This is a genomic window from Asticcacaulis sp. YBE204, assembly GCF_000495855.1.
In the GTDB taxonomy this organism is placed as follows: Bacteria; Pseudomonadota; Alphaproteobacteria; order Caulobacterales; family Caulobacteraceae; genus Asticcacaulis.
In genome coordinates, this window is sequence record NZ_AWGF01000012.1 from 151,476 (window position 1) to 176,204 (window position 24,729).

Here is a 24,729-nt window from a genome sequence, read left to right on the forward strand (position 1 = left end):
CTCAGCGCGTTGAATAGTCTGGAGCAATACCCCTCCGCCTCAACGCTCCGCGTCTCGGCCACCGCTTGCGAAAGCTATACTTTCGCTGGCGCTATACCCCACTACGTAGGGAGGAGGGAGTACATCCAACTTTCGTCATATTTAGAACCGGAATCCGGTTCGCAAACTCAGCGAATAGTTTGAATACTCGCTGTATTTTTCGCCCTCGGCCTCAAGCGACAGATAGCCATATTCGTTGCCCGCCGACATGCGCAGGCCGATCACCGGCGCACCGCCTTTCAGATTGCCTGCCGTGAGCGTGAACGGCGTTCCGCCCGTGAAGCTGGCCGTCGTATCATCCGCCTTGACCGAGAAGTTGTTCTTGTAACCCACCCAGGCTTCGGGCTGGAACAGGCCGGTCTTGTCGCCGCGCCCCAGATAGAGCAGGGCGCTGCTGGTCGCGATGTGGCTGGTGCGCTCCTCTATCGTCAGGTCGAAGGCCGAACCGCCGCCCGACTCGGACCGCGCGTCTTCCTTGAGGCCGTAAAAATCGACCGAGACCAGAGGCTTGAGGCTGATCGGACCAAGGCCAACCCGATATGACGCCCCCACACTGCCGTTGATGCTGTAGCCGTTCCACTTGGACTCGGAAATCAGCGCGACCGATGACGAAATCAATTGCCGGTCGCTGTTGAAGAAGGTCCGGCCCGCCCCGGCGGTGGCCCAGCCGCGGAAATCCCCGGCCTGTACGCGCCAGTAGCCGCCCAAGGTGATGTCCTGCGCCGTCGTGGTCTCGTAAGCCGTGGCGTAGGTGTCCTTCGGCGCCGTCGAGGTATAGGAGATAAACACCCCTGCCGCCTGATGTTCGCCGACCGCCCGTTCAGCTCCGCCGGCAAAGCTGAAGCCCGTGGCGTCGAAGCCGGTCGTCTCGCCGCGATCGCGCGTCGTCTTGTAGCCAAATTCCTGAAGCCAGTACTGCGTCTCACCATTGACCGGCAGATAGGCCTGACGCTCCAGAGTCCGCCCCAGGGCCTGATGGCCGCGCGACAGGGTGAGCAGGTTTTCGCCGGAATAGTCGGGCAGGAAGGCGGCATAGGCCTGAATGAAGTCGGCCTGCACCGTCGTATTGAGGATGGTCGCCGTGGTATAGCTATTGGTCGCTGCCGCCGTCAGGACGGCCGACAAAGCGGTATATTCATTGACCGACAGGCCTGACTCAGCCTGCGTGCGCAGGCGGAAATCGGCGTAGAGATTGGTATTGTTGGTGCCGGTCGCCAGCGTCGCCTTGTAGATCCACGGCACATTGCCGTCGAGATTATCGAGATCGAGATTACCGTAATCGATGTTGCTGCCGGTGATCAGCGTAAAGCGCGTCGGCGTCTGGATGATCTTGTCGAGCGACAGGTAAACACTGGCACCGTCATCGAAGGTCGTGGCACCGGAATTGATCAGCAGGGCCGAGGTCGGGCTGGCGGTCTGCACGACCATGTAGAGTTCCGCCTCGCTGCCCAGATGCAGAGAGGTGACATTGAGCTGAGACCCGGCGGCCAGACCCAATCGGCCATCCTCGACATCGACGGCGACGGTGCCTGCGGCGCTCAGCTTGCCGATGATGATGCCGCCATCGTCGATATTGAGGCTGTTGGCACCGGCGCCAAAATCGATATTGCCGTAGATATAGCCGCCGCTCAGATTGAGGACGTCGTTGCCGGAACCGAATTTGATATCGCCGCTGATATAGGGCGTCGCGTAGTCGTCATCGTCCGGATAGAGGTCGACCAGATCGAGCGTCGTGGCGATGGTATTGCCGCTAAGGTCGATGGCGATGGGGCGGTTGATGAGGGTGTCGGTGACGTCGTCCTCGTCCTCATCGCCGGCGGTGAGGCTGGCGAAGATCGCGCCGTTGACGGTGATCTGACTCAGGGTATTGGACTGATCGCGCACCGCCGTGGCATTGGCGGTCGTACCGTAACCATAGGCCGACAGCGAACCGCCCGTCCGCACCGTCAGCGCCGACAGATTGGCCCCCGACGCAATATCGAGGCCGTAGGCCGTATCGTAATCTGTCGTCGTCACGCTGGCGGTCAGGGCACCGGACATGTCCAGCCGTCCGACCTCCGCACCGCTCAGCAGCGACAGACCGCGCGCCGTGCCTTCCCAGGACGAGGCCGCGATGCTGCCCGACAGGCTGATTCCGTTGACCAGGGTCGTCGTATAGCCAAGTCCGGAGATCTGCACCGCCGTGGCGTCGACGCCTTCATAATAGCCGTAGCTGGCGATGGAACCGCGGATATCGAGGGCGTGATTGACCTCGTCCGGATCGATGGCGCTGTCGTTGACGACGATGGGATCGATGGTGATGGCCTTGGAGTCCGAGCCGATCAGCAGGGCGGCATTGCTGCCGTACTGGACCAGAGACGCCGTGCCTTCTTCGGAATCGTCGATGCCGTTGCCGTTTTCGTCGTCATTATCGTCGTCTTCGCCGGTCACCGCCCCGCCGATGAGGATGCCCTGCGTTACATTGCCGGAGACGCTGACCAAGGCCTTGTTCTGGTACAGATCGTCCTCGTCGAGCAGGTCGAGATAGTCGTCGCCGATGCTGGTATAACGGTAGCCTGTGCCCGAAATAGATGCATCGATGATCAGGGCGCCGTCGATGCCGCCCGACAGGGTCACGGCCTGAGAATTCTTGCCCGACACGCCAATCGTGCCGCTGAGATAGACCTGCCCGGTCTGAAGGCCGGTCAGGGCGATGCCGGTGCTGTCTTCGCCCAGGACGCTGATCGTGCCGTCGAACAGGAAGTCGCCGACCTGACCGCCTTCGAAGGCAATGGCGCTCGACTGGTTGCCGTGGACGGTGATGGTCGAGCTGATTTCGGCGTCGCCGGTGAGCCGGCCCGTGGCACGGACGCCATAGCGGCCGGTACCTTCGGCGAAGGGGCCGTCGACGATGCTGTCGCTGTCGGTATCGGAGGCCGTATAGTCGTCGGTGACGGTGATCGTCCCGGCCAGTTCCAGCTTCGTCGTGCGCGCGCCGTCGATGAGGATGCCGGTCGCGCCGCTTTCGGCCCCCGACATCTCTATCGTACCGTTCATGATGAGCGTATTGTCGGAATTGACCGTGATGGCCGTACCGCTGGTCAGGGTGATCGAGCCGTCGGCGGTCATGTCGATATTGTCCGCCGCGCCGCTGTTGATCGTCGCCGATTTGACCGGTGTCGTGGTCGCGGTGGAAATCGTCGTGTCGGCAAACGCCGGGGCGTAGGCGAATATAAGACCTAAAGCGGTAGCCGTGAGTAGACGGGAAGGGCGCATGATCGACTTTCAGCGGGGATGAATGTCGTCAAGCTGGTAAAGGCAGAGTGGGAAGGAAGTTGGACGCTTAAATGTCGCGAGCTTAACAGAATTTCAGCCGCGCAATAAAAGCTTCGCCGTCCCGCAATATTACTTCCACCCGCTGTCGCGGGCGCTGCGTTCCTGATCGGCGTCGAAGACATCGCCCTCCAGCCGGGCATCGACCGCCTGAAGGATCAGGGGCGAACCCGCCTGGGTGAATTCGGTACGTGTCGTGGCGCGGGCGGCGACCTCGATATGCCATTTGCCGTCCTGACGACAGGCCATGCCTTCGTTGGCGGCGGTGGCGAAGGTCCGGCACAGGCTGCCGCCCTTGTCGGCAAAGGTCAGGCCGATGCGCGTCGGGCCATCCACATCGGCGGCCAGCTGGGTGGACAGGGCCTTGTCCAGCCCGCCACGCGCGATCAGGCCGTCATGCGTCTGGCGGAAATCGCCCTGCGGCGTCAGGAACAGCGTAATGGCGACCCCGGCGACCAGACAGGCGGCCATGCCCGCGACCTGCATATAGACCGGACGCAGCTTACGCGGCGCAAAGGCGACGACATTATCGGCCTTGGGTTCCTCCGGCGCGGCCAGCAGGGCGGCCAGACCGGCGGGCACGGGCTCATCCGCCACCGGCCCAAACGCGGTCGACAAGCGCGCCGACAAGGCCCGGTGCGCCTCGATCTGCGCCGCGATGTCCGGATCGCCGGTTGCCAGCGCCTCGACTTCGGCGCGTTCGCTGTCGTTCAGTTCGCCATCGACATAGGCGATGATTTTTTCGGGTAAGGTCATGGCCGTCCTCCCAATGCCGCCATCAGCGCCTCGCGGCCGCGCGTCAGGCGGCTGGACAGGGTGCCTATCGGCACATCCAGAATCGCCGAGGCTTCGGTGTAGGACAGACCTTCCACGCAGATGAGCGCGATGGCCAGTCTCTGGTCTTCGGGCAGGGTTTGCATGGCGATCTCGACCTCCTGTAATTCGCGCCGCGCCTCGATGGCGGCAGCGCCCGTTCCGGCGATATGTTCGCCTTCCTCTTCCGGCGCGAAGACACGCCCGCGCCGCTGACGACTGCGCGTCTCGTCGATCCAGCTGTTCTTGACGATCCTGAACAGCCAGCTGTCGAGACGCGTGCCGTCCTGATACTGATCCATATGGCGCAAGGCCCGCTCGACGCCGGTCTGGACAAGGTCGTCCGCGTCGGCGACAGTGCCGGTCAGGGCGCGCGCAAACCGCCGCAGGCGCGGCAGCAGCGCAACGATTCCGGCGCGGGTGGCATGAGGATCGATCTCAGGGCTCCTGTGACATCAACGAACGGCCAACGGACTTTTCTTCGTAACCTGTAAAAAAAATTGCAGCAAGTTGCCGCGTCCGGGCGTTAAATGAGAAACCCTCGGAGTAACGTTATGCGACGCCTGTTGATTATGATGCTGTTAGGTGCGGCGGGATCGGCCTCGGCGCAGTTGGGCGGTTTGCCTGTGCCGCGGGCCGACCTGCCCGTGGTCAGACCGCTGGAGGGCGTCGTCGGTCGCGTCGGCGAGGTTACCGATCGCGTGGCGGATTTCACGCAGCAACGGCTCGATCTGGCGCGGGGATTATTGCGTCAGCACCCCGACGTGCTGGAGCGCACGCCGCAAGGCGATGTCGCCGTGCGCGGCGAGGTCGTCGTCTGGGCACCGTCGGCCGAAACGATCAGGGCCGCGCAGGCGCAAGGCTTTACGCTTCTGCGGACCACGCCGCTGGAAGATCTGGATGCCGAGGTCGTCGTCCTGTCACCGCCGAAGGGGATGTCGGGTCGCGAGGCCTTGAAACGCCTGACGCGCATCGATCCGCAAGGCGTCTATGACTATAACCACATCTATCTGGGGTCGGGCGGTGCAGGCGCGCCCGCGCCCGGTGTGGTGCGTGGTGCCGGTGCCGGTCGCGTCGGTCTGATCGACGGTGGGATCGATACGGCCCATCCGCTCTTTCGTGGCGTCAAACTGACTCAGAAGGGTTTCGGCGGCAATGCCGTCCCCAGCCCGCATGGCACGGCGACGGCGGCGCTGCTGATCGCGCGGCCCGATGGCCGCGGCGCGGCCACCGGCAGCGAACTATGGGTCGCCGACGTCTATGGCAACCGCCCCACCGGCGGCTCGACCGAGGCGATCATAGGGGCGCTGGCCTGGATGTCGCGGGAAAAAGTGGCGGTCATCAGCATCAGCCTCGTCGGGCCGGCCAACGGACCGCTCAAGGCGGCGATCGGGTCGCTGGTCAAACGCGGGCATCTGATCGTGGCAGCGGTCGGCAATGACGGTCCGGCGGCCAAGCCGCTCTATCCGGCCGCATTCGACGGGGTGATTGGCGTGACCGGCGTCGATGCGCGGCAAAAGGTGCTGATCGAGGCGGGACGGGGGCCTCAGGTCGATTTCGCCGCGCCGGGGTCGGATATATGGGCCGCCGCTCCCGGTGGACGCATCGACGCGGTACGTGGCACGTCGTTCGCCGCCCCGCTGGTTGCCGGGCTGTTGTCGCGCCGATTGACCGCCCCGGACCCGGCGAAGGCGGTACAGGCCGTCAACGATCTGGGCGCGCAAGCCGTCGATCTGGGCAAGGCAGGACGCGACACGACCTATGGCGTCGGATTTGTCGGTGAAAATATTTTTAATAAAAATAATAGTTTAAGAAAATAATTCAAAAAATTTCATACCGTCGGGAGAAAACTCCGCGACCGCATCGTTGTTTCCAGTGAGGCCGCCAATATAGCCCGATTTGGGCGGGCCATAACGCACAGGAGATACCGACATGAAGATCAAGACCTTCCTCACCACGACCGCTCTCATTTCCTTCGTTGCCTTTAGCGCCAATGCACAGTTGCTGGGTGGTGGTGGCGGCCTGACCGGTAACGGTGGATTGGGCGGTGGCCTCGGTAACGGCATGGGTACCGGTAATATCGGTGGCACTCTGCAAGGCAGCGGGAATGGTGCCTTCGGTGCGCCGGATACGCTCGGCACCGTGGATCGCGCCGCCCAACGCGCGCAACGTGATGCCGAGCGCACCCAGCGTCAGACCGACAAGGCCGCCCGCGCCGCCGAAAAGACCCGCGAAAAGGCGGGTGGCGCATCGGACACCCTGCGCAATCAGGCTTCGGAACGTGGCAATCTGACCGGTTCTCTGACGGGCTCGAGCAATGCCGACCTGACCGGCGGCGCGGCCTTTGATAGTGCGCAGACGGCGGGCAAGGCTCGCGACGCGGCCTCAAACCTGAACGGACAGGCGCGCGATAAGACGTCTGACGCGAAAACCCTCGCCGGAAATGGCATCAACAAGGTGAAAGGCACGGGGTCGTCCGCCGTAGACCAGGCCAACCAGCCGCGCAATATCGGCGGCAATGCGTCGGGCAATGGCGGCCTGAACGGCTCGCTACTCGGCAACAGCGCTTCGGGCGAAGGCAGCGGGGATCTGGGGGGCAACGCCACCATCGATGCCTCGCAAACCACCAATGCGGCGAAGAGCAAGGTTCGCGGCACGACCCAGACCGCCCAACAAACGGCAGGTAACGCCGCGCAGAAGGCCCGCAATACCGCCGATGCGGGTCGCGATACCGTCACCTCCACCGCGGCCAAGGCGAAGAACCGCGTCAACGACGCCGGGACGATCGACGCTTCGGTAAGCGGTTCAGGCAACGGCGACGCCTCGGCGAAGGACGGCAAGGTCTCGGCCAATGCCAGCGGTTCCGGCAAGGCCAGCGTCTCGCGCAAGACACCCGCGCAAAACTAAGATCTGAAAAGCATAGCCCGGCCACGTAAAGTGACCGGGCTATTTGCGTTTTGCAAGTTATAATGATTTCCATAAAAATTGCGATTTGCAATTAATATTAAATTATAATAATCAATATTTTATTTTATAAAAATTACTTTCATTTCAAAATTATCTTTGCCCGACGTCGTTCGAACCACCACAAACCGCCCGCAAAGATCAGCCAGCCTATAAACCACGGCCATGAGGCACCTCGTCGGCTTGCCCCGACCGTGACGGCGGCTTTCACCGGAGTGTCGGCAACCAACCGACGGGTCGCGGTCTGGGTTTCCTGCGCCCTCACACCGGGCAGAGCGTCCGCAGTATGAACGAAGACCGGTTGCACCGAAGATCCGGCCTCGGTCGTCTGACGCAACAGATGCCAGCCCGCCTGACGCGGCCAGAGGGCGGCGCAGCGTTCGGGCCCGGTTCCCTGATCGATCACCGGCGTCACCGAACCGCCCGCGCTATCCAGCCATTCCAGCGTGCCGTTAAGACCGCACAGGCTCAGCCGTTCATCGACCCTCGCCAGACCCGAAAAACGGACCGGCCTATCGGTTGGCGCCCGCGACAGAGCGGTGAACAACGCCGCCCACAGGGTATCGTGGCCGTCCTGTCCGCTGAGCGTCAGGCCAAAACTGTCGGTCACGGTCCACACCCCGACGCGCCCCCGGCCTTCGGCGCGCCACACACCCAGCGGAGCGGCATCGGCGATAAAGGGGGCGGTATCTCCGCCGTCAATGCGGTAATCGAGCCGCGTCAGAGGTAGGGGTTTCGTGTCCTTCCCCGTCTGCGGCAAGGTAACCGTCTTCGCGTCGCCCGCACCGTTCAGGCGCAGGCCCAGCGCCGCCCACTGACCGCGCGTCTCCGCCGATACCGGCGCGGTCAGACGCAACAGCAGACCCATGCCGCCGCGCACGGCCTCCAATACCGCCGCACGACCCGGCGCGCCGATCGCCTCCCAGCTACGGTCGTCGAGCACCAGCAGATCGACCTCGCGCAACGCCGCCGCCGTGACGGGCAAAGGCGGATCGCCCGCCTCCACACCGCCGCCCAGCGTCAATTGAGCGTGCAGCGCCACCCCGGCATCGGTCGCCCAGCGGCGCAGATATTTGACTTCTGGCCCCGGCGCACCAGCGATGACGCGCACGCGTGGCGGAGGGCCGTCGGTGATCCATACGGGGGCCTCAAGCGTTTGCACGACCGATTTCCCGGCATCGCGCAGACGCAGCGTAAAGGTGGCCGGACCGCCGGCGCGCGCCGTACCGCTCACGACAAAATTTCCGTCGGCGGCCAAGGTTTGCGTGTCAACAAGTTGGCCCGCCGGGTCGAGCAGTTCCACCGTCCCGCCCCTGAGGTCGTGCGCCTGTCCGCCGATGCGGAATCGTCCTCCGGGCGAAACACGCGCGGGTAAATCCAGCCGGATCAGGCCGCGCGGCAAGGGAGTGGCGTCAAAATCGACCTTAAGGCCCTTGACCGCATCCCGGTCGCGCGCGGTGAGCCCGTCACCGACGATCAGCAACCGCGTGGCCGGGTATTTGCGCAGCGCCGTCGCCAGATCGGGCACGCGCTCCGCGCCGCTGATGGTCGCTTCAGGCAGGGCGATCAGCCGGTCTCCGGCCTTGGCGGCAATATTCCGCGCGCCGTGGGTCGCCACGATCAGCGTGCCGGGGGCCGAGGCCAGCGGCGGCGGAAACAGGGTCAGATATAGCAATACTGCGCACAGCGGCTGCCCGATCAGCAACACGCCCAGCCGCCCAGCGGATCGGCGGTCGCGCGGGGTCTTTCGCCACCACCCCAACAGGCGGCCCATTCCGATCAGGACGATCAGGCTCAAAACAGACGCGGTGATCAGCGACGGGGTCATGGCTGTCGCTCCAGGGCATCCAGATAGCGCCCGCCGGAGGGCGTTACACCGTCACGCCGCACCACCTGCGCCGGAGGCCGCGTTAGCACCCCCCACAACAGACCGCGCAGGGTATGGCGACACCTGGCGCAGTCCGGATCGCCCCGCACGGCGTCGATGGCGGCGAACAGGCTCAAGGGATCGCTGACCCGCGCTTCGTGTTCGCGTAGCCACACCTCCAGCGGGCCGAGCGGCACGTCAGCTGGACGGCCCGGCACTTCGGCCAGGGCGCTCCACGCCGCAACGACCGGCGCATCGGGACCGGGGGCGGGATCGAGGCCCAGACGATTGCCGATTATGCCCTCGCGTTTGCCGGTCATACGGCGGGTATCGTCGATCGGCGGCAGTTCCGGTCCGACGCGTGACAGGAAGATGCGCGTCGCCTGCTGCACCTGCTTGATATAGTTGAGCGCCGTATAGGCGTAGGGCAGGGCGAGATCGGGCCGCCCCTGACGCAGGTGCAGTTCCGACTGCCACATGGCGTCGAGCGCCTTTTTGAGCAGAGCGCGCGTTTCCGGATCGAGCAGGGTCGCCGCCTCGGCCTCGTCGTGGATGTGGCCATAGGTCGCGGCGACATTACCCCCGTCACCAAAGGCGGTGGCGCTGTCGTTGCTATGGTCATGCCCGTCGTTTTCGTGGTGTTCATCGCCGTCCCCCGTCGGGTTTTCGGGCTCGCCTTCGGCGCTTTCGCCGAGAAACTGCCCGTAGCGCAGGCGCAACAGCCGCTGATCGACGCCGATGGAATCCGACCGCGCAAGATAGGCTTCCGGCGACAGTTTTTTCTTTTCCTTCAGCAGGGCTTCGATATCGATGATGATCTGACGCTGGCTGCGGAAATAGGCGGGCAGGGTCTTGCGCGCCAGACCTTCGAGGCCGGTGCTTTCGTTGCCGAGATCCGACGGCCAGCGCAGGATAAGGCTGGGTGAGCGCACACCTTGCGGTGAGGGCGCGCGATTGTCGCGCACGCTCAGTTGCGCGATCAGGTCGTCGCCCTTGGCAAAACCGAGGCTTTTGAGGTCCAGTTGCGTGGCGAAGCGCTTTTCCCTCACGCCGCCGGAACTGGTCAGGATCACGACCTTTTCGCGCACGGTGATGTTTTCGCCTTCACCCTGCGCCAGAGTCAGGTGCAGTTCGGCGCTTGAGCTGACGCCGTAATCGTCACTGACGGCAAAGACCAGCGGCCAGACGGTCTGATTTTCCGTGACGATGGACAGCGACCGGTCCGGGGTCACGACCTCGATCTTCGGCGGCAGATCGGATGTGGCTTCCAGTTTGTGCAGCGGCGCCGTGCCGGTCTGGCCTTTGAACACAATCCGGTAAAGCATTGATTTGTCGAGCGTCAATTGCGTCGTCCATATGCCTTTATCTGGCGTCAGGGCGATCTTGCGCCCGTCGAGCAGGACCAGTTCGACGCCTTCGGTATCCGGCACGAACCGCAACCGCCAGACCAGACGCGTCCCTTGCGGGGCCTTGAGGTCGAGCGCGGATTCCGTTTGTGGTTTTTGTCCGGTATAGGCGGGCGGCGTGACGGCGATCTGTGTGGCGATGAACTTCACAGGAACGCCGGTGCTGTGAGACGTGGCGGCGGGTGTCACGTGCGACGGAGACGTGGCCAACAAAACCCACGCGTAAGCGCTCATCAACAGCGCCGACAGACCGATTGTGAAGGCAATCGGCAACCCCGACCATGGTTCGCACAGATCGGTATGACCTGTGGCCAGCCGTTCGGCAACACGGGCGCGCTGAAGACGTTGCAAGGGGTTCAGGTGCGCGTCAGGTGTGAACAGCAAATCGGCGCTGTCGTCGAGGTCGGGTCGCTGGGCATTCAGTTGTCGAACCGCCCACGCCCGGTCAAACCGGCGCAGCCGCCACAGGCCGATCAATACCGTGACGGCGAGGACAATTCCGGCCAGAGTCAGGCCCGACACCAGACCGCCGTATCGCTTGGCAATGTATCCGGCTACCGCGACGAGCGGCAGTCCCGTCAGCAGACTGTTCAGAAAACTTTGGCCCCGCGCCGCGCGGGTGAAGCGGGAAAGCCTCATGGTGCGGCCCTCCGCCGGGAGGATGTCGCCAGCCAGCGCTCTAGTCCGAACAGCAGCGCCATCAATACCGCCAACCACGGCTGAAGCTCTGTCGCGGCTTGAGCGAACGCCGCGCGACCGCTCAGGGGGGCATAGTCGCGCGCGGCAACGCGCGACGGAGCGGGTGGGGTGGTGAGCAGGGCTTTCAGATGGTCGGGAAAGTCGGCTTCCAGCAGTTCGGGTACCTGCGCCGGTGCCAGCCCGCGCGTGAAGCGCAGCCAGCGGCCTTTGCCTAGATATGCACCTTCGATGAGAGGGGCACCGACATCATCACGCCACAGGACGGTTTGCGTGTCGGATATGGGCGTTTGCACGTCTTTGGACAGCAGGATCGTGCCGCCGGTTTTAACCCAGTTTGTCACACTGTCCGGCAGCGGGCCGGCACTTAACCAGACCAGCGCCGTATCTTTCGGCGGCAAGGCATCGGTCGGAGCCGCGATTGTCGCGTCGCGTTCCCACGCCGTGGCCACGGCGCGGAAATAGCGGGCCCCCGGCTGATCCGGCGCGGCGCGGATAGACAGGGTTGGAGGGCGGCTGACAACCGGTTGCGCGGCGGGCATGGCTCCCGGCACAACGCGCCACTCGACGTTGCGCGAAAGTGTCAGGCGCTCCGCATCCGCCCCTTGCAGGGTTTCCGGCACGACGACGGTGAGTTTAACGCCCTTTGGCAGGTCGGCGTCCAGTTGCCGGATCAGGCTGGCAAAATCCGTTGGCGCTTTGGGGGCGGATGTCTCGGTCGAGGGAAAGTCTACGGCCAGCCAGTGGACGCGCGCCTTGTCGTCCGACACGGCGGCCTTCGGATCAAGTCCGGGCATGACGGCGATATAGGGCGTTTGATCAACTGCTTGATTTAAAACGGGTTGCGCCAGAAACAGCGCCAGCAGGATGAGCAGCAATAGCCGCGTCAGCAAAAGCAGCCATTCGCTGAACTGAATCCGCTGGCGCGGTTTCGGTTTGGCCTGCAACCAGCGCAGGGCGGCGAACACGACCGGTCGTGCCTCGTCGCGGCGCATCAGGTGGATGACCAGCGGCAGGATGACGGCGGCCAGCGTGGCCAGACCGAGCGGGAACAGCAGACCGGGCATCAGACGCCTCCGCCGAACAGACGCCACAAGGGCGCATCGACGACCTCATCGAGCCAGTGGTGCGTGTGGCGGATGCCGGACGCGGTCAGGCGCGCTTCCAGCGTTTGTCGGGCGGCGGCGAATTTGCGCAGGAAGTCGGCACGCAAAGCCTTGCCGTCACCCAGCAACTCGGTGCACGATTCCGGGTCTTCGAAGCGGTAGCCACCGTCGAAAGGAAAGTCGCGCTCTTCGGCGGTAAAGGTCTGAATGAACAGAACTTCGCGGCTTGCGGCGGACAACCGTTCCATAAGGGCGATGCACGCTTCGTCGAAGCCGTCGCTGATAACGATGACCAGATCCTGCGCCCGGATGCGCTCCCACACCGGGGCGAGGGCAGGGGCCGACGGGAATTCGCCGGCCGGTTTCAGGCCGTAGAGTTCCAGCCGCAGCCGGTCGCGTTGCCGCAAACCGTTGGCCGGATCGGCAACGCGCAAACCTTTGTCGCTTAAACTGATCAGGCCGAACCGGTCGCCCTGACGCAGGGCCAGTTCGGCGATACAGGCCGCCATGGCCTTGGCGGCATCAAGGCGCGAATAGTCCGCACGGGTCGTGTCCGATTGCCCCATCGAGGCCGAAGCGTCGACGATGATCCATACCGCCAAGGGGCTTTCGCGCTCGGATTCGCGGACGAAAAACTTGTCCGACCGGCCATAGAGCTTCCAGTCGATTTGCCGCAATTCGTCGCCCGGCTCATAGGCGCGGTACTGCGCAAACTCTAGCCCTGCGCCGCGCGACCGGCTGGCGTGCAACCCGATCCCCGACGCCCCCGACGCCCGACGCGCAGTGAGGCGCAGGCCTTTCAGCCTGTGGCGCACGTCGGGCGGGATCGGGTCAAACGTCATGGACTACAGCTTTACCGACCGCAAAAGCGCCGCAACGACGGCATCGGCGCTGACCTGTTCGGCCTCGGCGGCGAAGGACAGCAGCAGGCGGTGACGCATGACGGGTGCCGCGAGCGCGATGATATCCTCGCGCGTCGCCGCCAGACGGCCTTGCAACAGGGCGCGCGCCTTGGCCGCCAGCACCAGCGATTGCCCGGCACGCGGTCCGGCGCCCCATTTAACATAGGTTTTAACTTCTTGCGGCGACGTGTCCGACGGTCGCGTGGCGCGGACCAGTCGCGTGATCCACATCAGCAGGTCTTCGCCGAGATGCACATCGCGGACCAGCTTTTGCAGCAGGAGAATGTCCTCGGCGTGCATGACCTTGGGCACAACGCCCGACGCCGATCCCGTCGTTTGTTTCAGGATGTCGTGCTCTTCGGCTTCGGTCGGGTAGTCGACGCGGATATGCAGCAGGAAGCGGTCAAGCTGGGCTTCAGGCAAAGGATAGGTGCCCGCCTGTTCGAGCGGGTTCTGCGTCGCCAGCACGAAAAACGGCGCGGGCAGGGTGTGCGTCACGCCGGCGTAGGAGACCGTCTTTTCCTGCATGGCCTCAAGCAGGGCGGCCTGCGTTTTCGGCGGGGTGCGGTTCAGTTCGTCGGCCAGCAGCAGGTTGGTGAAGACCGGCCCCGGCTGAAAACGGAAATGGCGGTGGCCGGTGCCGTGGTCTTCTTCGAGCAACTCGGTGCCGAGAATATCGCTCGGCATCAGGTCGGGGGTGAACTGCACGCGGCGGAATTGCAGCTCCAGCGCCTGACTGAGCGACCGCACGAGCAGCGTCTTGCCGAGCCCCGGCACGCCTTCGAGCAAGCAATGCCCGCCCGCCAACAGACCGATCAGCAATTGTTCGACGACATCGGCCTGACCGACGATGGCTTGGGCGATGGCCTGACGCAGATGACCCAGCCGCGACAGCAGTTCTTTGATTTCGCTTTCGGTGATCGACACGGAAGCCCCCTTAATTACTCAAAGCATAAATAACGATATTGACGGCGAATTTGGTGTTGTCTTCGGCGAGAAAGCGCTTGTTGCGCCAGTCGTAGTCCCACTCGCAGCCATAATCCTTGTTGGAATAGAGAATGCCCAGACGACCGTTGATCTCGATCCCTTTCAGGTAGTCGTGTATCAGGTCGTCGCCCCAGCCGTTCAGTTCGAAAGACGTGTTCGGCGGCCCGTCGAAGGTGAAGAAACTTTTGTAAATTCCATGGGTTTTCGGCAGGACCTTAAGCGCGGAATTACCAAAAATCGAGGCCATCTGGCGCTCGAAGGATTTGGCGAACAGGCCGTCGATATCGTGATTACAGTCATCGACGAAGACGAAGCCACCGTTGCGGATATAGGCCTCGAAATTGCGCCGTTCCGCCGGATTGAACTCGACCAGCTTGTGTCCGGCGAGGTAGCAAAACGGCGCGGTCAGCATCTTCGGGTCCGAAAGGTCGAGGACGTGTTCCTTCGGATCGACGCGCAGGGTGGTGTAGTCGATCAGAGAGGTGATCAGGTTGGCGGGCATGCGTTGATCGACGTCCCAGTCCCCGGAATCGTATTTCAGGCGCGTGAACCAGAAATCGTAGGCGGCGGCACGGGCGGGGAGGGTTGTCCCCAAGAGTCCACCGAGCAACAGACGCACAAATGTGGCGCGATTCAATCCCCTCTCCCCATCGGGGAGAGGGTGGCCCGGAGACTTTAGTCTTCGGGACGGGTGAGGGGGCACACTATGCGACAATATCTGGGACGACCGGGTTACGCCCCCCTCAGCCTCGCAGGCCCGCGCCCAACCCTCTCCCCCACGGGGAGAGGGGGAAACTGGTGCGCCGTCAGACGGCATCCGACAACGACGTGAACGTAAAGTCGCGCAGCTTCATCGCCGGGATCATCATGACGAACGGCGATTCGTCGTCACCGACGCGCACCGGCTTGCCCAGCTCTTCGATATTGTTGAGCATGATGACCGGCGACTCGTTGAAGCGGAAGTTCTTCACCGGATGCTTGATGACGCCGTTTTCGATATAGAAGGTGCCGTCGCGCGTCAGGCCGGTCAGCAGCACGGTCTGTGGATCGACCATGCGGATGTACCAGGTGCGCGTGACCAGAATGCCCTTCTGCGTCGATTTGACGAGGTCCATGGTCGACTTGGTGCCGCCTTCCATGATCAGGTTACCCGGCGACGCATCGGCGGTCTTGCCCTGCTTTTGCGCCCAGAAGCGCGAATATTGCAGATTGGCGATCTTGCCCTTGTCGATGATCGGCAGACGTTTGCGCGGCAGGCCTTCGCCATCCCACGGCAGAACCGAGGCTTCCGGATGCGACGGATCGGCATAGAGCGTGACGCGCGGGTCGTAGACCTGTTCACCCAGCTTGTTGCCACCGCCCTTTTTCGACAGGAAGCTGCGGCCTTCGTCGGCCTGACGGGCGTCGAAATAGCCCATCATGAACGAAATCAGGCCTGCCGAGGCCGCCGGTTCCATGACCACCGTATATTTGCCGGGCTCCAGCGCCTTGGCTTCGGCCGATTCCGCAGCCTTTTTCATGGCGATCTGGATTTCCGTGTCGGGCTTGAAGGCGCTGACGTCCTGAAGGTTGCGCGCGACCCAGCCCGATCCGCGACCGTCTTCGGTGCGCACCGTGCAGGTATAGTCCATGCCGGTCGACTTCTGGTAACCGAAATTGCCGTTGGAATTGGCAAAGGCGGCGAAGCTTTGGCCGTCCGACAGGAAGCCCGCCGCGATCAGCTTGGCCTGCTTGCACGGCGTAATCGAAGCAGCGGCGACCTTGGCGCGCATCTCCGGCGTCACGGCGGCGGTCGATTCCGAGAAGGTCTTGGTCGGCGTATAGGTCTGCTTGGCGACCGCCGGCATGAATTCCGGGTTTTCCGGCGCCAGTTTGGCCAGGTCTTCGGCGCGGCGAACGACGCGTTCAAGGGCGGCGTCATCGAACTCGTTGATCGTGGCGATGCCGACGCGCTTGCCGAAGGCGACCTGCACCCCCAGTTGCGTGTTGGTGATGATGCCGCTGGTCGAGACGTTGTTCAGCGCGAAACGGATATTGCCGTTGACCGAACCGTCCAGCGTCGCCGTGCATTCGTCGGCTTTCGACAGCTTGATGACCTTGTCGAGAATCGCCTTGGCTTCGGCTTCAGTGAGCATGCTCATGGGTTTATATCTCCTGAAATCAGCCTAAGGAACGGGCGGTGTTGATGACGTTGATGCCGTTGAAACGGGCGGTGGACGACCCATGCGAGACGGTCGAAACCTGCCCCGGCTGGCCCTTGCCGTCGAAGAACGAGCCGCCCATGCGGTAATCGCTTTCGTCGCAGATGGCCGTACAGGCGTTCCAGAACTCCGGCGTGCGGATCTGATAGGCCACGTCCTCGATCATCTGGGTGATCTTGCCGTTCTTGATCTCGTAAAAGAGCTGACCGCCGAACTGGGCGTTATAGCGCTGCTGATCGATCGAGAAGGAGCCGTCACCGACGATATAGATGCCGTTTTCGACCTTGCTGATCATGTCGGCGACGGACAGCTTTTCCTTGCCGGGTTTCAGCGAGATATTGGCCATGCGCTGGAACTGCACGCTGGACCACGAGTCGGCGTAGCAGCAGCCGTCGGATTCCTTTTTGCCGAGGATGTGCGCCTGATCGCGGATCGCCTGATAGTCGACCAGTTTGCCGTCCTTGATCAGGTCCCATTCCTTGGTCTTGACACCTTCGTCGTCGTAGCCGACGCCGCCGAGGCTGCCGTACTGGGTCTTGTCGGCGACGATATTGACCTTCTCAGAGCCATACTGGAAGTGGGCTTCGCGCTTGTCGAGCGTCGCGAACGACGTCCCGGCGTAATTGGCCTCGTAACCCAGCACGCGGTCGAGTTCGAGCGGGTGACCGACCGATTCGTGGATGGTCAGCCAGGTGTGCGACGGATCGAGCACGAGGTCGTACTTGCCGGGCTTCACCGACGGGGCTTTCAGCTTTTCGCGCGCCTGTTTGGCGGCAGCGATGGCGTCTTCCTTGAGGTCGTAGCTGAGGCCGTAATTGACGACGCCGTTGGGCGAGGTGAACTTCTGCGCCTTGTCGCCGTCGAGATATTCGTAGCCGAGGCCCATCGGGGCCGACAGGCCGTCGCGCGTGCGGAACTTGCCGGTCGTTTTGTCGATGGCCGTGGCCGTCATCGGCGCCCAGATGCGGTGGATGTCCTGATCGATATAGGAGCCGTCGGTCGAGGCGAAATATTTCTGCTCGTTGACCAGGAACAGGATCGAATTGACGTAATCGGCCCCGGCCTTCAGCGCCGAGGTATTGACGTCGATCAGCATGTCGGCCTTTTCCTTGATCGGCACGGTCATGCTGTTTTTCTTGATCGGCGTCTTCCACGACACCTCGCCGACGCCCTTGACCGCCGCCAGTTGTACCGGCGCGGTCTGGATCGTGGCATTGGCCTTGGCGATGGCGACGGCCTGCTTGGCGGCCTTGGCCACCGCATCGGTCGTCAGTTCATTAGTGGCGGCAAAGCCCCACGCCCCGTCGGCGATGACGCGGATGCCGACGCCGGTCGATTCGGTGTTGACGACGTTTTCGACGCGGTCTTCGCGGGTGATGACGAACTGACGCAGATAACGGCCCACGCGCACGTCGCAATAGGTGGCGCCCGACCCGGTCGCGGCACCTAAAGCCGCGTCGGCAAGGGTCTTCTTGACCTTGACGTCGAGGCTCGATTGCAGGTCTTCGGCGGCGATGGCGCGCCCGTACAGGGACGGGATCAGCACGCTGCCCGCGGTGAAGCCGGTCAAGGCAAGGAAGTCTCGTCTGTGCAAGGCGTCTCTCCGGAATAGGGATGACTAGGGTGAATTCGGTACCGGCTCAGCCCCCAAAAAGCTTAACGCGGTTTCGTTTGAGACCATCACCTTCGTTTGCAGGCGTCAAGTTGCTTTTTGTTAAGAATTGGGCGCAGCGGTGGCATGCGCTTCATTCCACTTCGCGCATCGATTCATGCAGGATTGGAATTCGCGTCCTTTTCTAATCGGCCTATGATCCTCGCATAACAAGATGACAGGGATGCCGTAACGGCAGTGAATCCTGTCTCAACAGGCAAGGAAAAACACCATGACGAAATCAGGGATGAGGGCTCGTCGGAGCCTGACGTGCGGCGCATCGATGCTCGCCTTATTGGGGCTGAGCGCGCCGGTAATGGCGCAGGAAGCCGCGCAGGCGTCCAGTGACGAACCGATCGAGGTCGTCGTCACCGGCTTTCGCGGCTCTCTGCAAAGCGCGATCCGCACCAAACGCAACGAAAGCGGCGTCGTCGATGCCATCAAGGCCGAAGATATCGCCGACTTTCCCGATCTGAACCTCGCCGAATCCCTGCAACGCATCCCCGGCGTCACCATCACCCGCGCCAACGGCGAAGGGCGTCAGATTTCGGTGCGCGGTCTGGGCTCCGAATATACCCGCGTCCGCGTTAACGGCATGGAAGCTATCGCCACCACGGGCGGCACGGTCAATTCCGGCGGCACCAATCGGACGCGCGGCTTCGATTTCAACATGTTCGCCTCGGAACTGTTCAATAGCTTGAGCGTGCGCAAGACGGCGTCCGCCGAAGTCGAGGAAGGTTCTCTCGGCGCGACCGTCGATCTGCAAACCGCCCGTCCGTTCGACTACAAGAGCGATCAACTCGTCATGTCGGCGCAGGCCAGCTACAACGATCTGGCGCGCGAAGTTACGCCGCGCGTGACGATGATGGCCAGCAAGCGCTGGGCCGACGGGCGCCTCGGTGCGTTGTTCTCGCTCGCCTACGAAAAGCGCCACATTCTCGAAGAAGGCGCCAATATCACGCGCTGGACCTATGGCGGCGCCAATAGCGGTTTCAATGCGGCCTCGACCATCAACGGTTATACGATCGCCCAGATCAACGACACCAATACGGCCACCGCGCTCTATCACCCGCGCATTCCGTCCTATGTCAGCTACGACATCAATTCCGAGCGCCTGGGCCTGACCGGCGCGTTCCAGATGCGCCCGTCCGAAGCGACCCTGATCACGCTCGACGTCCTCTATTCTGACGTCAAAACCACGCGTGGCGAGCATCAGATTCAGGCCATCGGATTCAGCCGCGCCGGGACCGGCAAGCCGCAGACCATCATCAAGAGCGGCACGGTCGAGGGCAAGAACATCGTTCAGGGCGTCTTCGACAATGTCGATCTGCGCACCCAAACGGCGTGGGACGAGATGGAGACCGAGTTCTCGCAGATGACCCTGACCCTGACGCACAGGTTCTCGGACAAGCTGCGCGGCGGTCTGGTCGCCGGTCACTCGAAGTCGGATTTCTCGAACCCGGTCTCGACCATCATCACCTTCGACCGCGCCAATTCGCAGGGTTACAGCTACGACTTCCGCTCGCGCCTGCCGGCCATCGGCCTGAACTTCGACGCCACGAACGCCGCCAACTGGTCGATGATCGACGGCACTTCCGAAGTGCGTATCCGTCCGAACTTCGTCACCAACACGTTCAGCACGGTAAAGGCCTATCTTGAATTCGACGTCAACGAACACCTGACCATCAAAGGCGGGCTGGATAACCGCGAATTCGGCTTCAAGTCGCGTGGCTATTACCGCACCACCGAAACCAAGGTCGATACCCTGTCGGCCACCGATCTGGCGGCGGTATCCGAGGTGTTCACCGGCTTCGGACGCAATCTCGATCAACCGTCGGGTAATGCCACGTCGTGGCTGGCGCCCGATCTCAACAAGTTCGCCGCCAAGTACAATATCTACTGCAATTGCGGCATCTATGCCCTGACCGACATCAACAATTCGTCGGCGCGCGGGCAGTGGATCACGGTCGATGAAACCGACAGCGGCGGCTATCTGCAAGCCGACTATCGCTTCTCGGCCCTGGGCCTGAACTGGCGCGGCGATGCGGGCCTGCGCTATTTCAAGACCAATCAGCGCTCCAGCGGTTATGCGGCGGTAGGCTCCACGATCAAGCTCGTGACGGCGGAACGCACCTATGACATGACCCTGCCGTCGTTCAATATCGCGACCGACCTGACCGACGATCTCGTCTTCCGCGTCAGCGCCGCCGAGACCATCGCGCGGCCGTCGATCTCCAGCCTGACCCCCGGCGGCGACGTCGGCATTCAGGGCGCCAACCGCTCCTATTCGCGCGGCAATCCGGACATCAATCCGACCAAGTCGAAAAATCTAGACCTGTCGCTCGAATGGTACCCGGCTCCCAATTCGCTCTACGCCTTCGGGTTCTTCTACAAGAAGATCGACACCTTCGTGCAGACCCTGCGTCAGGACATTCCGTTCAACCAACTGGGCCTGCCCGACTCGTTACTGGTCGGCACGACCGCCACGACCAGCGATATCTTCGCCGTCAGCCAGCCGGTCAATTCGCCCGGCGGCGATCTGAAGGGCTTCGAGGTCAATGTCCAGCAGCAACTGACCTTCCTGCCGGGCTTCTGGTCGAATATCGGCGTGCTGGCCAACTACACCTATGTCGACTCGACGATCGATTATCTGACCTCGACGACGCCGGGTGCGCCGACCATTTCGGAAACCCTGGTCGGGCTGTCGAAGAATGCCGCCAACTTCACTGTCTATTACGAAGTCGAGAAGTTCTCGGTGCGCGGCTCGGTCGCCTATCGCGAAGGCTATCTGACCGCGGTGCCGTCCAACGACGGCAATACGGTCGCCGGCACCAACGAGACGCTGAACTTCGATATGCAGGCCTCCTATAATCTAACGCCGAAACTCAAGCTGAGCGTTGAGGGCATCAACCTGACCGACGAATTCAACGACCAGTATGTCGACGCCACCAACCGTCTGAACGTGCGCAGCCATACGGGGCGTCAGTTCTTCGTCAGCGCGCGATATAGTTTCTAACCCTCAGCGCACCCCAAAAATGTGAAGCGGTTTTGGGATCAGATGCGCGACTAAAAATTTCCTCTTACGCCGGTTTGTTCCCCCCAGAACGAACAGGTGCGGCGTAGTCACTGCGCCAGACGGCCTGACCTCCTTCCCCCCGAGGCTAGGTTCGTACTTAGCCCGTCTCGCTCAATCCGAGCGGGACGGGCTCATTTTATCTGGTCGCGCATGTATGTCCAAAAACCGCTTCGCACTTTTTGGCATGCGCTCGAAGCCACGGCTGCCCTACCGCAGACGTGGCTCTTTTCATTGGTAAAGGCCATTTCTCGTGTTAGCTTCAATACAAATACAGCCGGTTAAGCCGCTACAGGGAAACATGTTTGAACTCAGTCAGATACGGTGCTTCGTCACCGCTGCCGAAGAGTTGCACTTCGGACGGGCAGCGGCGCGGCTGAACATGACCCAGCCGCCGCTCAGCCGGCAGATTCAGGTATTGGAGCGTATTCTCGGCGTGCCGTTGTTCGAGCGCACCAGTCGCAGCGTCAAGCTGACCCCGGCGGGGCGGGTCTTCCTGCCCGAAGCGCGGCGGATCATCTGGCTGGCCGAAAGTGCGACCCTGGCCGCGCGTAAAGTGGCGCAGGGCGATGCAGGGCGTATTGGGATCGGTTTCACCGCCGTGTCGGGCTACAGCTTCCTGCCGCAGATCGTGGCGCAGGCGAGGGCGCGACTGCCCAACATCGAGTTCGAACTGCGCGAAATGGTCTCCAACCAGCAGGTCGAGGCCCTGCAAACCGGCCTGATCGATATCGGCTTCGTGCGCCAACCGCTGGAGCGGCATGAATTCGAGAGCGAGCGCGTAGTCTGTGAAGGACTGGTCGCGGCCCTGCCGACCGGCGATCCGCGCCTGATCACGCCGGAGTTGACCCTCAGCGATTTCGACGGTTCGCCGCTGATCATGTATTCGCGCGAAGGGGCCAGCTATTTCCACAATATGCTGATGTCTCTGTTCGCCGAGGCCGAGGTGCGCCCCGACTATGTGCAGCAGGTGACGCAGATTCATTCCATGCTGGGATTGGTAAGGGCAGGGCTGGGCGTCGCCATTGTGCCGCGCACCGCCATGAGCCTGCAATTTTCCGACGTCCACTACCGCGATATCGCGACCTCGCCGGAAAAACCGGTCGAGCTGTACATGGTCTGGCGGCGCGGCAATGCCAACCCGGCGTTGGGCCCGGTGCGTGATCTGTGTTCCGAGGTCGCGCCCAAGACGGTTTAATTAGCCGCTGTTTCTGCGAAGAAACGCGACAAATTTGTCCTCTGTCCATTCGCTGGCGGCCAGACGCAATACGGCGTCGGCGGCGTCTTCCTCGCTGGCCGTGAAACTCAAGCCATTGAGTTCGAGAAACAGCACCCCCAGAATGAAGCCGGTGCGCTTATTGCCATCGATGAAAGGGTGGTTCTGAACGATCCCGGCGGTATATGCGGCGGCTAGTCGCACGACGTCCGCATCATCCCCATAGGCCGCCAATTGTTGCGGTCGCGCCAGTGCCGACAGAAGCAAGCCTTCGTCCCTGACCCCGCCCGGTCCACCGTGCAGGACCAGCGACCGGTTATGAATGGCCAGCGCTTCGCGCTTATCCAGCCAGATATAACGGCTCACTTGGCCAGAACACTGAGGGTGTTTCGGTAACGCCGCATGATGTCGTCGGCCTTGTCCATCTTTGCAGCAAAGTTCGGGTCGTAGGGGGTCAGGCTATAGCCCCCATCGGGGGTTTCGGTTAGATAAAGCATATCGCCCTTGGCGACGTTCAGGCGCGCCAACACATCCTTGGGGATCACCACGCCCGTCGAAGTGCCGACGGCGGTCAATTTAAGCGCGTTCATGATGGGCTCCGATATATAGGTATAAATATAATAATATCGAAACGCCTAAACGTCAATCACACCCGATCCCACGGATGAGTCAGGGACGGTGCATTGACGTGGCGTTTATGCGCAAAGCGGATCGTCGTGCCGCAACCGGGGGCCAGATCAAGCGTCACCTGATTGGCATTGAGCGTCGACGTCTTGCCGTCGATAGCCATGCTCGTGAACTGATGCTCGCCATACCCCCCGGCTTGTATCGTCACCGTCCGCGCGCGAAATGGATGCGTATTGACCAGAGTCACGGTCGTCGCCGTATCGCTCAGGTCGCTGACCAGCGCCGCGACATCTTCGGGGATACCGGCGCGCTTTTTCACCGGGTCGAAATAGCGCAAACGGGCATAGAGCAACGCGCCGCCCTGAGGGGCCGAGGTCTTCGACCAGGTCGGCCGCGCGATATGGATCGCCCCGCACATCAGATGCAGCAGGGGCGTTACCTCCGCCGGATTGAACTTCAAAAGTGCGTCGGCAAGGCGGGTCTCCTTGGTCGTCGTATCCTTCGCCAGATCGCCCATCTTCTTGCGCACGCTATCGAGCGCGCCGCGCACGGCGGTGACGGGATAGGTGGAGTTCTTGCCGGTCAGGTAGTCGATCCACGGGTGATTTGTGTCGGCGCGGTCGAAGTCGTCTGCCCGCATCGACATGTACCAGATATCGAGCCCGTTAGTCCGGTAGGTGCCGGGCCGGTAGCTATACCAGCCGTCTTTACCGTACATGGTCGGCACGTTGCTTACGCCGTCGATCGATTTCGCCTGCACATTGATCGCGGCGTTCTGATCGCGCCAGACCTGCAAATACTTGTCGTCGCCGGTCAGCAGATAGGCGTTCAGAAAGGCAACGATAGCGCGCGGCACACGGTTGCGGTCCTCGCGCTTGCCGCTGACCGGATCGATCGGCGAAAAGCCCCAGCCATAGACATTGCCCCACCATTCCTTTTTAGGTCCGCCAATGCGGCCTTTCAGATCGACGAAACTCGGCAGGATATTGCCATTGCGTTTGGCGCGGTCGATCCACGCATCGAGATAGGTGGTGATCCAGTCGCGATATTTACGCTCGCCCGAGATCATATAGGCGTTCATGACAAGGCTGGTCGATTGCAGGTTCAGGGGGCTGTCGCCGACCACATCGGTATAGTCGACATAGTGGTCCAGCGTTTCCTGATAGGTCGATTCGCCGTGCTCCATGAAAAAGCCGGTCGGGTCGAACGGATCGCCGGCCCAATCGAGCGCCGTAGCCTTGCGCAATTGCGGTCCTTTGGAGCCGTTGATCATCGAGCGGATAATCTTGTGCCGAGGATCGTAGTTCTTCGCTTCCTTGTCCTCACCCGTATAGAAGCCGGAAAAGCGTCGGGCGCGGGCCTGAAAGGCGGGATCGTTCGGTGCCGATAGCCCCATCAGATTGAACACTGACAGACCTTCGGACAGGTGCTGCCAGTCGTTCATCACCGGAAATTCGCGGTAATACATGCCCTCGCGGGCAATCGGTGTCTCGACGGTTCTGGCTTCGGTATATTGCTTGAGGTGCCCCTCATAGGCCCTGGTGTAAAGCTCACGCACCCGATCCGAACCGCCCAGTGCGTGCAGCAGCGGCCACTCGTTGCAGTTCTCTATCGCGTCATCCGGGCCATCATTGGCCCCCCAGCGCTCGAAGCACTGAAAATAGCCGCGGTCGTCGAAATACCGGTTGTAGAAGACCTCGACGGCTTCGCTCTGGATACGCAGGGCTTCGCGTTGCAACAGCGCCCATTCCGGCGGCGCCATAGGCGTGCCGATCGCCGCATCGGCGGCTTTCGCCACGACGGGGAGGGCGGCTAAGGTGGCGACGGCGCAGGCGCTTTTGAGCAGGTTTCGGCGGTTTATCATCCGGA

General features: G+C 62.4%; 19 protein-coding genes. 5 read left to right on the forward strand and 14 right to left on the reverse strand.

Annotated features, from left to right (window positions below; translation table 11 throughout):
• Positions 1–141: 141 nt before the first annotated feature.
• From AEYBE204_RS34540 to AEYBE204_RS0120610, 3 genes are all read right to left on the reverse strand, one after another.
• Positions 142–3,294, reverse strand: a complete 3,153-nt coding sequence (locus AEYBE204_RS34540; RefSeq protein WP_023463194.1) for an autotransporter domain-containing protein — start codon at positions 3,292–3,294, stop codon at positions 142–144.
• A gap of 129 nt (positions 3,295–3,423) precedes the next feature.
• Entirely contained in the window at positions 3,424–4,107 is a 684-nt protein-coding gene (locus tag AEYBE204_RS34545; RefSeq protein ID WP_023463195.1) for an anti-sigma factor, read from the reverse strand.
• A complete protein-coding gene (locus AEYBE204_RS0120610; protein WP_369751906.1) occupies positions 4,104–4,553 on the reverse strand; it encodes an RNA polymerase sigma factor in 450 nt (149 codons plus the stop codon). Before AEYBE204_RS0120610 ends, AEYBE204_RS34545 begins: the two co-directional genes overlap by 4 nt.
• Between AEYBE204_RS0120610 and AEYBE204_RS40895 the strand changes: the two genes are divergently transcribed.
• The 3 genes from AEYBE204_RS40895 to AEYBE204_RS34555 all read left to right on the forward strand — a co-directional run bounded on the left by AEYBE204_RS40895 (position 4,467) and on the right by AEYBE204_RS34555 (position 7,071).
• Positions 4,467–4,658: a hypothetical protein gene (locus AEYBE204_RS40895; protein ID WP_023463197.1), complete on the forward strand. Its 192-nt coding sequence runs from the start codon at positions 4,467–4,469 to the stop codon at positions 4,656–4,658. The two genes, AEYBE204_RS0120610 and AEYBE204_RS40895, sit on opposite strands and share 87 nt — an antisense overlap.
• Positions 4,659–4,718: 60 nt before the next feature.
• On the forward strand, positions 4,719–5,984 hold the full coding sequence (locus AEYBE204_RS34550) for a S8 family serine peptidase (protein ID WP_023463198.1): 1,266 nt from the start codon (positions 4,719–4,721) through the stop codon (positions 5,982–5,984).
• A 112-nt stretch (positions 5,985–6,096) separates the two neighbouring features.
• Positions 6,097–7,071: a hypothetical protein gene (locus AEYBE204_RS34555; protein WP_023463199.1), complete on the forward strand. Its 975-nt coding sequence runs from the start codon at positions 6,097–6,099 to the stop codon at positions 7,069–7,071.
• A 139-nt stretch (positions 7,072–7,210) separates the two neighbouring features.
• Here the strand turns inward: AEYBE204_RS34555 and AEYBE204_RS34560 are convergent, their stop codons facing one another.
• The 8 genes from AEYBE204_RS34560 to AEYBE204_RS34595 all read right to left on the reverse strand — a co-directional run bounded on the left by AEYBE204_RS34560 (position 7,211) and on the right by AEYBE204_RS34595 (position 17,887).
• Positions 7,211–8,956, reverse strand: coding sequence for a hypothetical protein (locus AEYBE204_RS34560; RefSeq protein WP_023463200.1), 1,746 nt, complete (start codon positions 8,954–8,956; stop codon positions 7,211–7,213).
• On the reverse strand, positions 8,953–11,040 hold the full coding sequence (locus AEYBE204_RS34565; protein ID WP_023463201.1) for a DUF4175 family protein: 2,088 nt from the start codon (positions 11,038–11,040) through the stop codon (positions 8,953–8,955). The genes AEYBE204_RS34560 and AEYBE204_RS34565 overlap by 4 nt, the downstream gene beginning before the upstream one ends.
• A complete protein-coding gene (locus tag AEYBE204_RS34570; protein WP_023463202.1) occupies positions 11,037–12,164 on the reverse strand; it encodes a BatA domain-containing protein in 1,128 nt (375 codons plus the stop codon). The genes AEYBE204_RS34565 and AEYBE204_RS34570 overlap by 4 nt, the downstream gene beginning before the upstream one ends.
• Positions 12,164–13,045: a DUF58 domain-containing protein gene (locus tag AEYBE204_RS34575; RefSeq protein WP_023463203.1), complete on the reverse strand. Its 882-nt coding sequence runs from the start codon at positions 13,043–13,045 to the stop codon at positions 12,164–12,166. The genes AEYBE204_RS34570 and AEYBE204_RS34575 overlap by 1 nt, the downstream gene beginning before the upstream one ends.
• A gap of 3 nt (positions 13,046–13,048) precedes the next feature.
• The gene (locus AEYBE204_RS34580) at positions 13,049–14,032 is read right to left on the reverse strand and encodes a MoxR family ATPase (RefSeq protein ID WP_023463204.1); all 984 of its coding nucleotides are present in this window, start codon (positions 14,030–14,032) and stop codon (positions 13,049–13,051) included.
• A gap of 10 nt (positions 14,033–14,042) precedes the next feature.
• Positions 14,043–14,729 carry a DUF4159 domain-containing protein gene (locus tag AEYBE204_RS34585; protein WP_023463205.1) on the reverse strand — a complete coding sequence of 229 codons (687 nt, stop codon included), beginning with the start codon at positions 14,727–14,729 and terminating at the stop codon, positions 14,043–14,045.
• A gap of 169 nt (positions 14,730–14,898) precedes the next feature.
• Positions 14,899–16,233, reverse strand: coding sequence for a TldD/PmbA family protein (locus AEYBE204_RS34590; protein WP_023463206.1), 1,335 nt, complete (start codon positions 16,231–16,233; stop codon positions 14,899–14,901).
• Between the two features lie 19 nt (positions 16,234–16,252).
• Positions 16,253–17,887, reverse strand: a complete 1,635-nt coding sequence (locus AEYBE204_RS34595) for a TldD/PmbA family protein (RefSeq protein ID WP_031231144.1) — start codon at positions 17,885–17,887, stop codon at positions 16,253–16,255.
• 340 nt (positions 17,888–18,227) lie between these two features.
• Here AEYBE204_RS34595 and AEYBE204_RS34600 point away from each other — a divergent pair, with 340 nt between their 5' ends.
• A complete protein-coding gene (locus AEYBE204_RS34600; protein ID WP_023463208.1) occupies positions 18,228–20,960 on the forward strand; it encodes a TonB-dependent receptor in 2,733 nt (910 codons plus the stop codon).
• A gap of 358 nt (positions 20,961–21,318) precedes the next feature.
• A complete protein-coding gene (locus tag AEYBE204_RS34605; protein ID WP_023463209.1) occupies positions 21,319–22,215 on the forward strand; it encodes a LysR family transcriptional regulator in 897 nt (298 codons plus the stop codon).
• Here AEYBE204_RS34605 and AEYBE204_RS34610 read toward each other — a convergent pair whose 3' ends face one another.
• From AEYBE204_RS34610 to AEYBE204_RS34620, 3 genes are read right to left on the reverse strand one after another with little or no spacing between them, the layout of a single operon-like run.
• Complete coding sequence (locus tag AEYBE204_RS34610) at positions 22,216–22,599, reverse strand: type II toxin-antitoxin system death-on-curing family toxin (RefSeq protein ID WP_023463210.1); 384 nt, start codon at positions 22,597–22,599, stop codon at positions 22,216–22,218. It lies immediately after the preceding gene.
• Positions 22,596–22,823, reverse strand: coding sequence for an AbrB/MazE/SpoVT family DNA-binding domain-containing protein (locus AEYBE204_RS34615; protein WP_023463211.1), 228 nt, complete (start codon positions 22,821–22,823; stop codon positions 22,596–22,598). The genes AEYBE204_RS34610 and AEYBE204_RS34615 overlap by 4 nt, the downstream gene beginning before the upstream one ends.
• A 56-nt stretch (positions 22,824–22,879) precedes the next feature.
• The gene (locus AEYBE204_RS34620) at positions 22,880–24,724 is read right to left on the reverse strand and encodes a hypothetical protein (RefSeq protein ID WP_023463212.1); all 1,845 of its coding nucleotides are present in this window, start codon (positions 24,722–24,724) and stop codon (positions 22,880–22,882) included.
• Positions 24,725–24,729: the final 5 nt, after the last annotated feature.

Excerpts from the sequence above, each read along its gene's own strand:
- AEYBE204_RS34540 (WP_023463194.1), bottom strand. The coding sequence starts at position 3,294 with ATGCGCCCTTCCCGTCTACTCACGGCTACCGCTTTAGGTCTTATATTC.
- AEYBE204_RS34545 (WP_023463195.1), bottom strand. The coding sequence starts at position 4,107 with ATGACCTTACCCGAAAAAATCATCGCCTATGTCGATGGCGAACTGAAC.
- AEYBE204_RS40895 (WP_023463197.1), top strand. The coding sequence starts at position 4,467 with ATGGCGCAAGGCCCGCTCGACGCCGGTCTGGACAAGGTCGTCCGCGTC.
- AEYBE204_RS34550 (WP_023463198.1), top strand. The coding sequence starts at position 4,719 with ATGCGACGCCTGTTGATTATGATGCTGTTAGGTGCGGCGGGATCGGCC.
- AEYBE204_RS34555 (WP_023463199.1), top strand. The coding sequence starts at position 6,097 with ATGAAGATCAAGACCTTCCTCACCACGACCGCTCTCATTTCCTTCGTT.
- AEYBE204_RS34560 (WP_023463200.1), bottom strand. The coding sequence starts at position 8,956 with ATGACCCCGTCGCTGATCACCGCGTCTGTTTTGAGCCTGATCGTCCTG.
- AEYBE204_RS34565 (WP_023463201.1), bottom strand. The coding sequence starts at position 11,040 with ATGAGGCTTTCCCGCTTCACCCGCGCGGCGCGGGGCCAAAGTTTTCTG.
- AEYBE204_RS34570 (WP_023463202.1), bottom strand. The coding sequence starts at position 12,164 with ATGCCCGGTCTGCTGTTCCCGCTCGGTCTGGCCACGCTGGCCGCCGTC.
- AEYBE204_RS34575 (WP_023463203.1), bottom strand. The coding sequence starts at position 13,045 with ATGACGTTTGACCCGATCCCGCCCGACGTGCGCCACAGGCTGAAAGGC.
- AEYBE204_RS34590 (WP_023463206.1), bottom strand. The coding sequence starts at position 16,233 with ATGAGCATGCTCACTGAAGCCGAAGCCAAGGCGATTCTCGACAAGGTC.
- AEYBE204_RS34600 (WP_023463208.1), top strand. The coding sequence starts at position 18,228 with ATGCTCGCCTTATTGGGGCTGAGCGCGCCGGTAATGGCGCAGGAAGCC.
- AEYBE204_RS34605 (WP_023463209.1), top strand. The coding sequence starts at position 21,319 with ATGTTTGAACTCAGTCAGATACGGTGCTTCGTCACCGCTGCCGAAGAG.
- AEYBE204_RS34615 (WP_023463211.1), bottom strand. The coding sequence starts at position 22,823 with ATGAACGCGCTTAAATTGACCGCCGTCGGCACTTCGACGGGCGTGGTG.
- AEYBE204_RS34620 (WP_023463212.1), bottom strand. The coding sequence starts at position 24,724 with ATGATAAACCGCCGAAACCTGCTCAAAAGCGCCTGCGCCGTCGCCACC.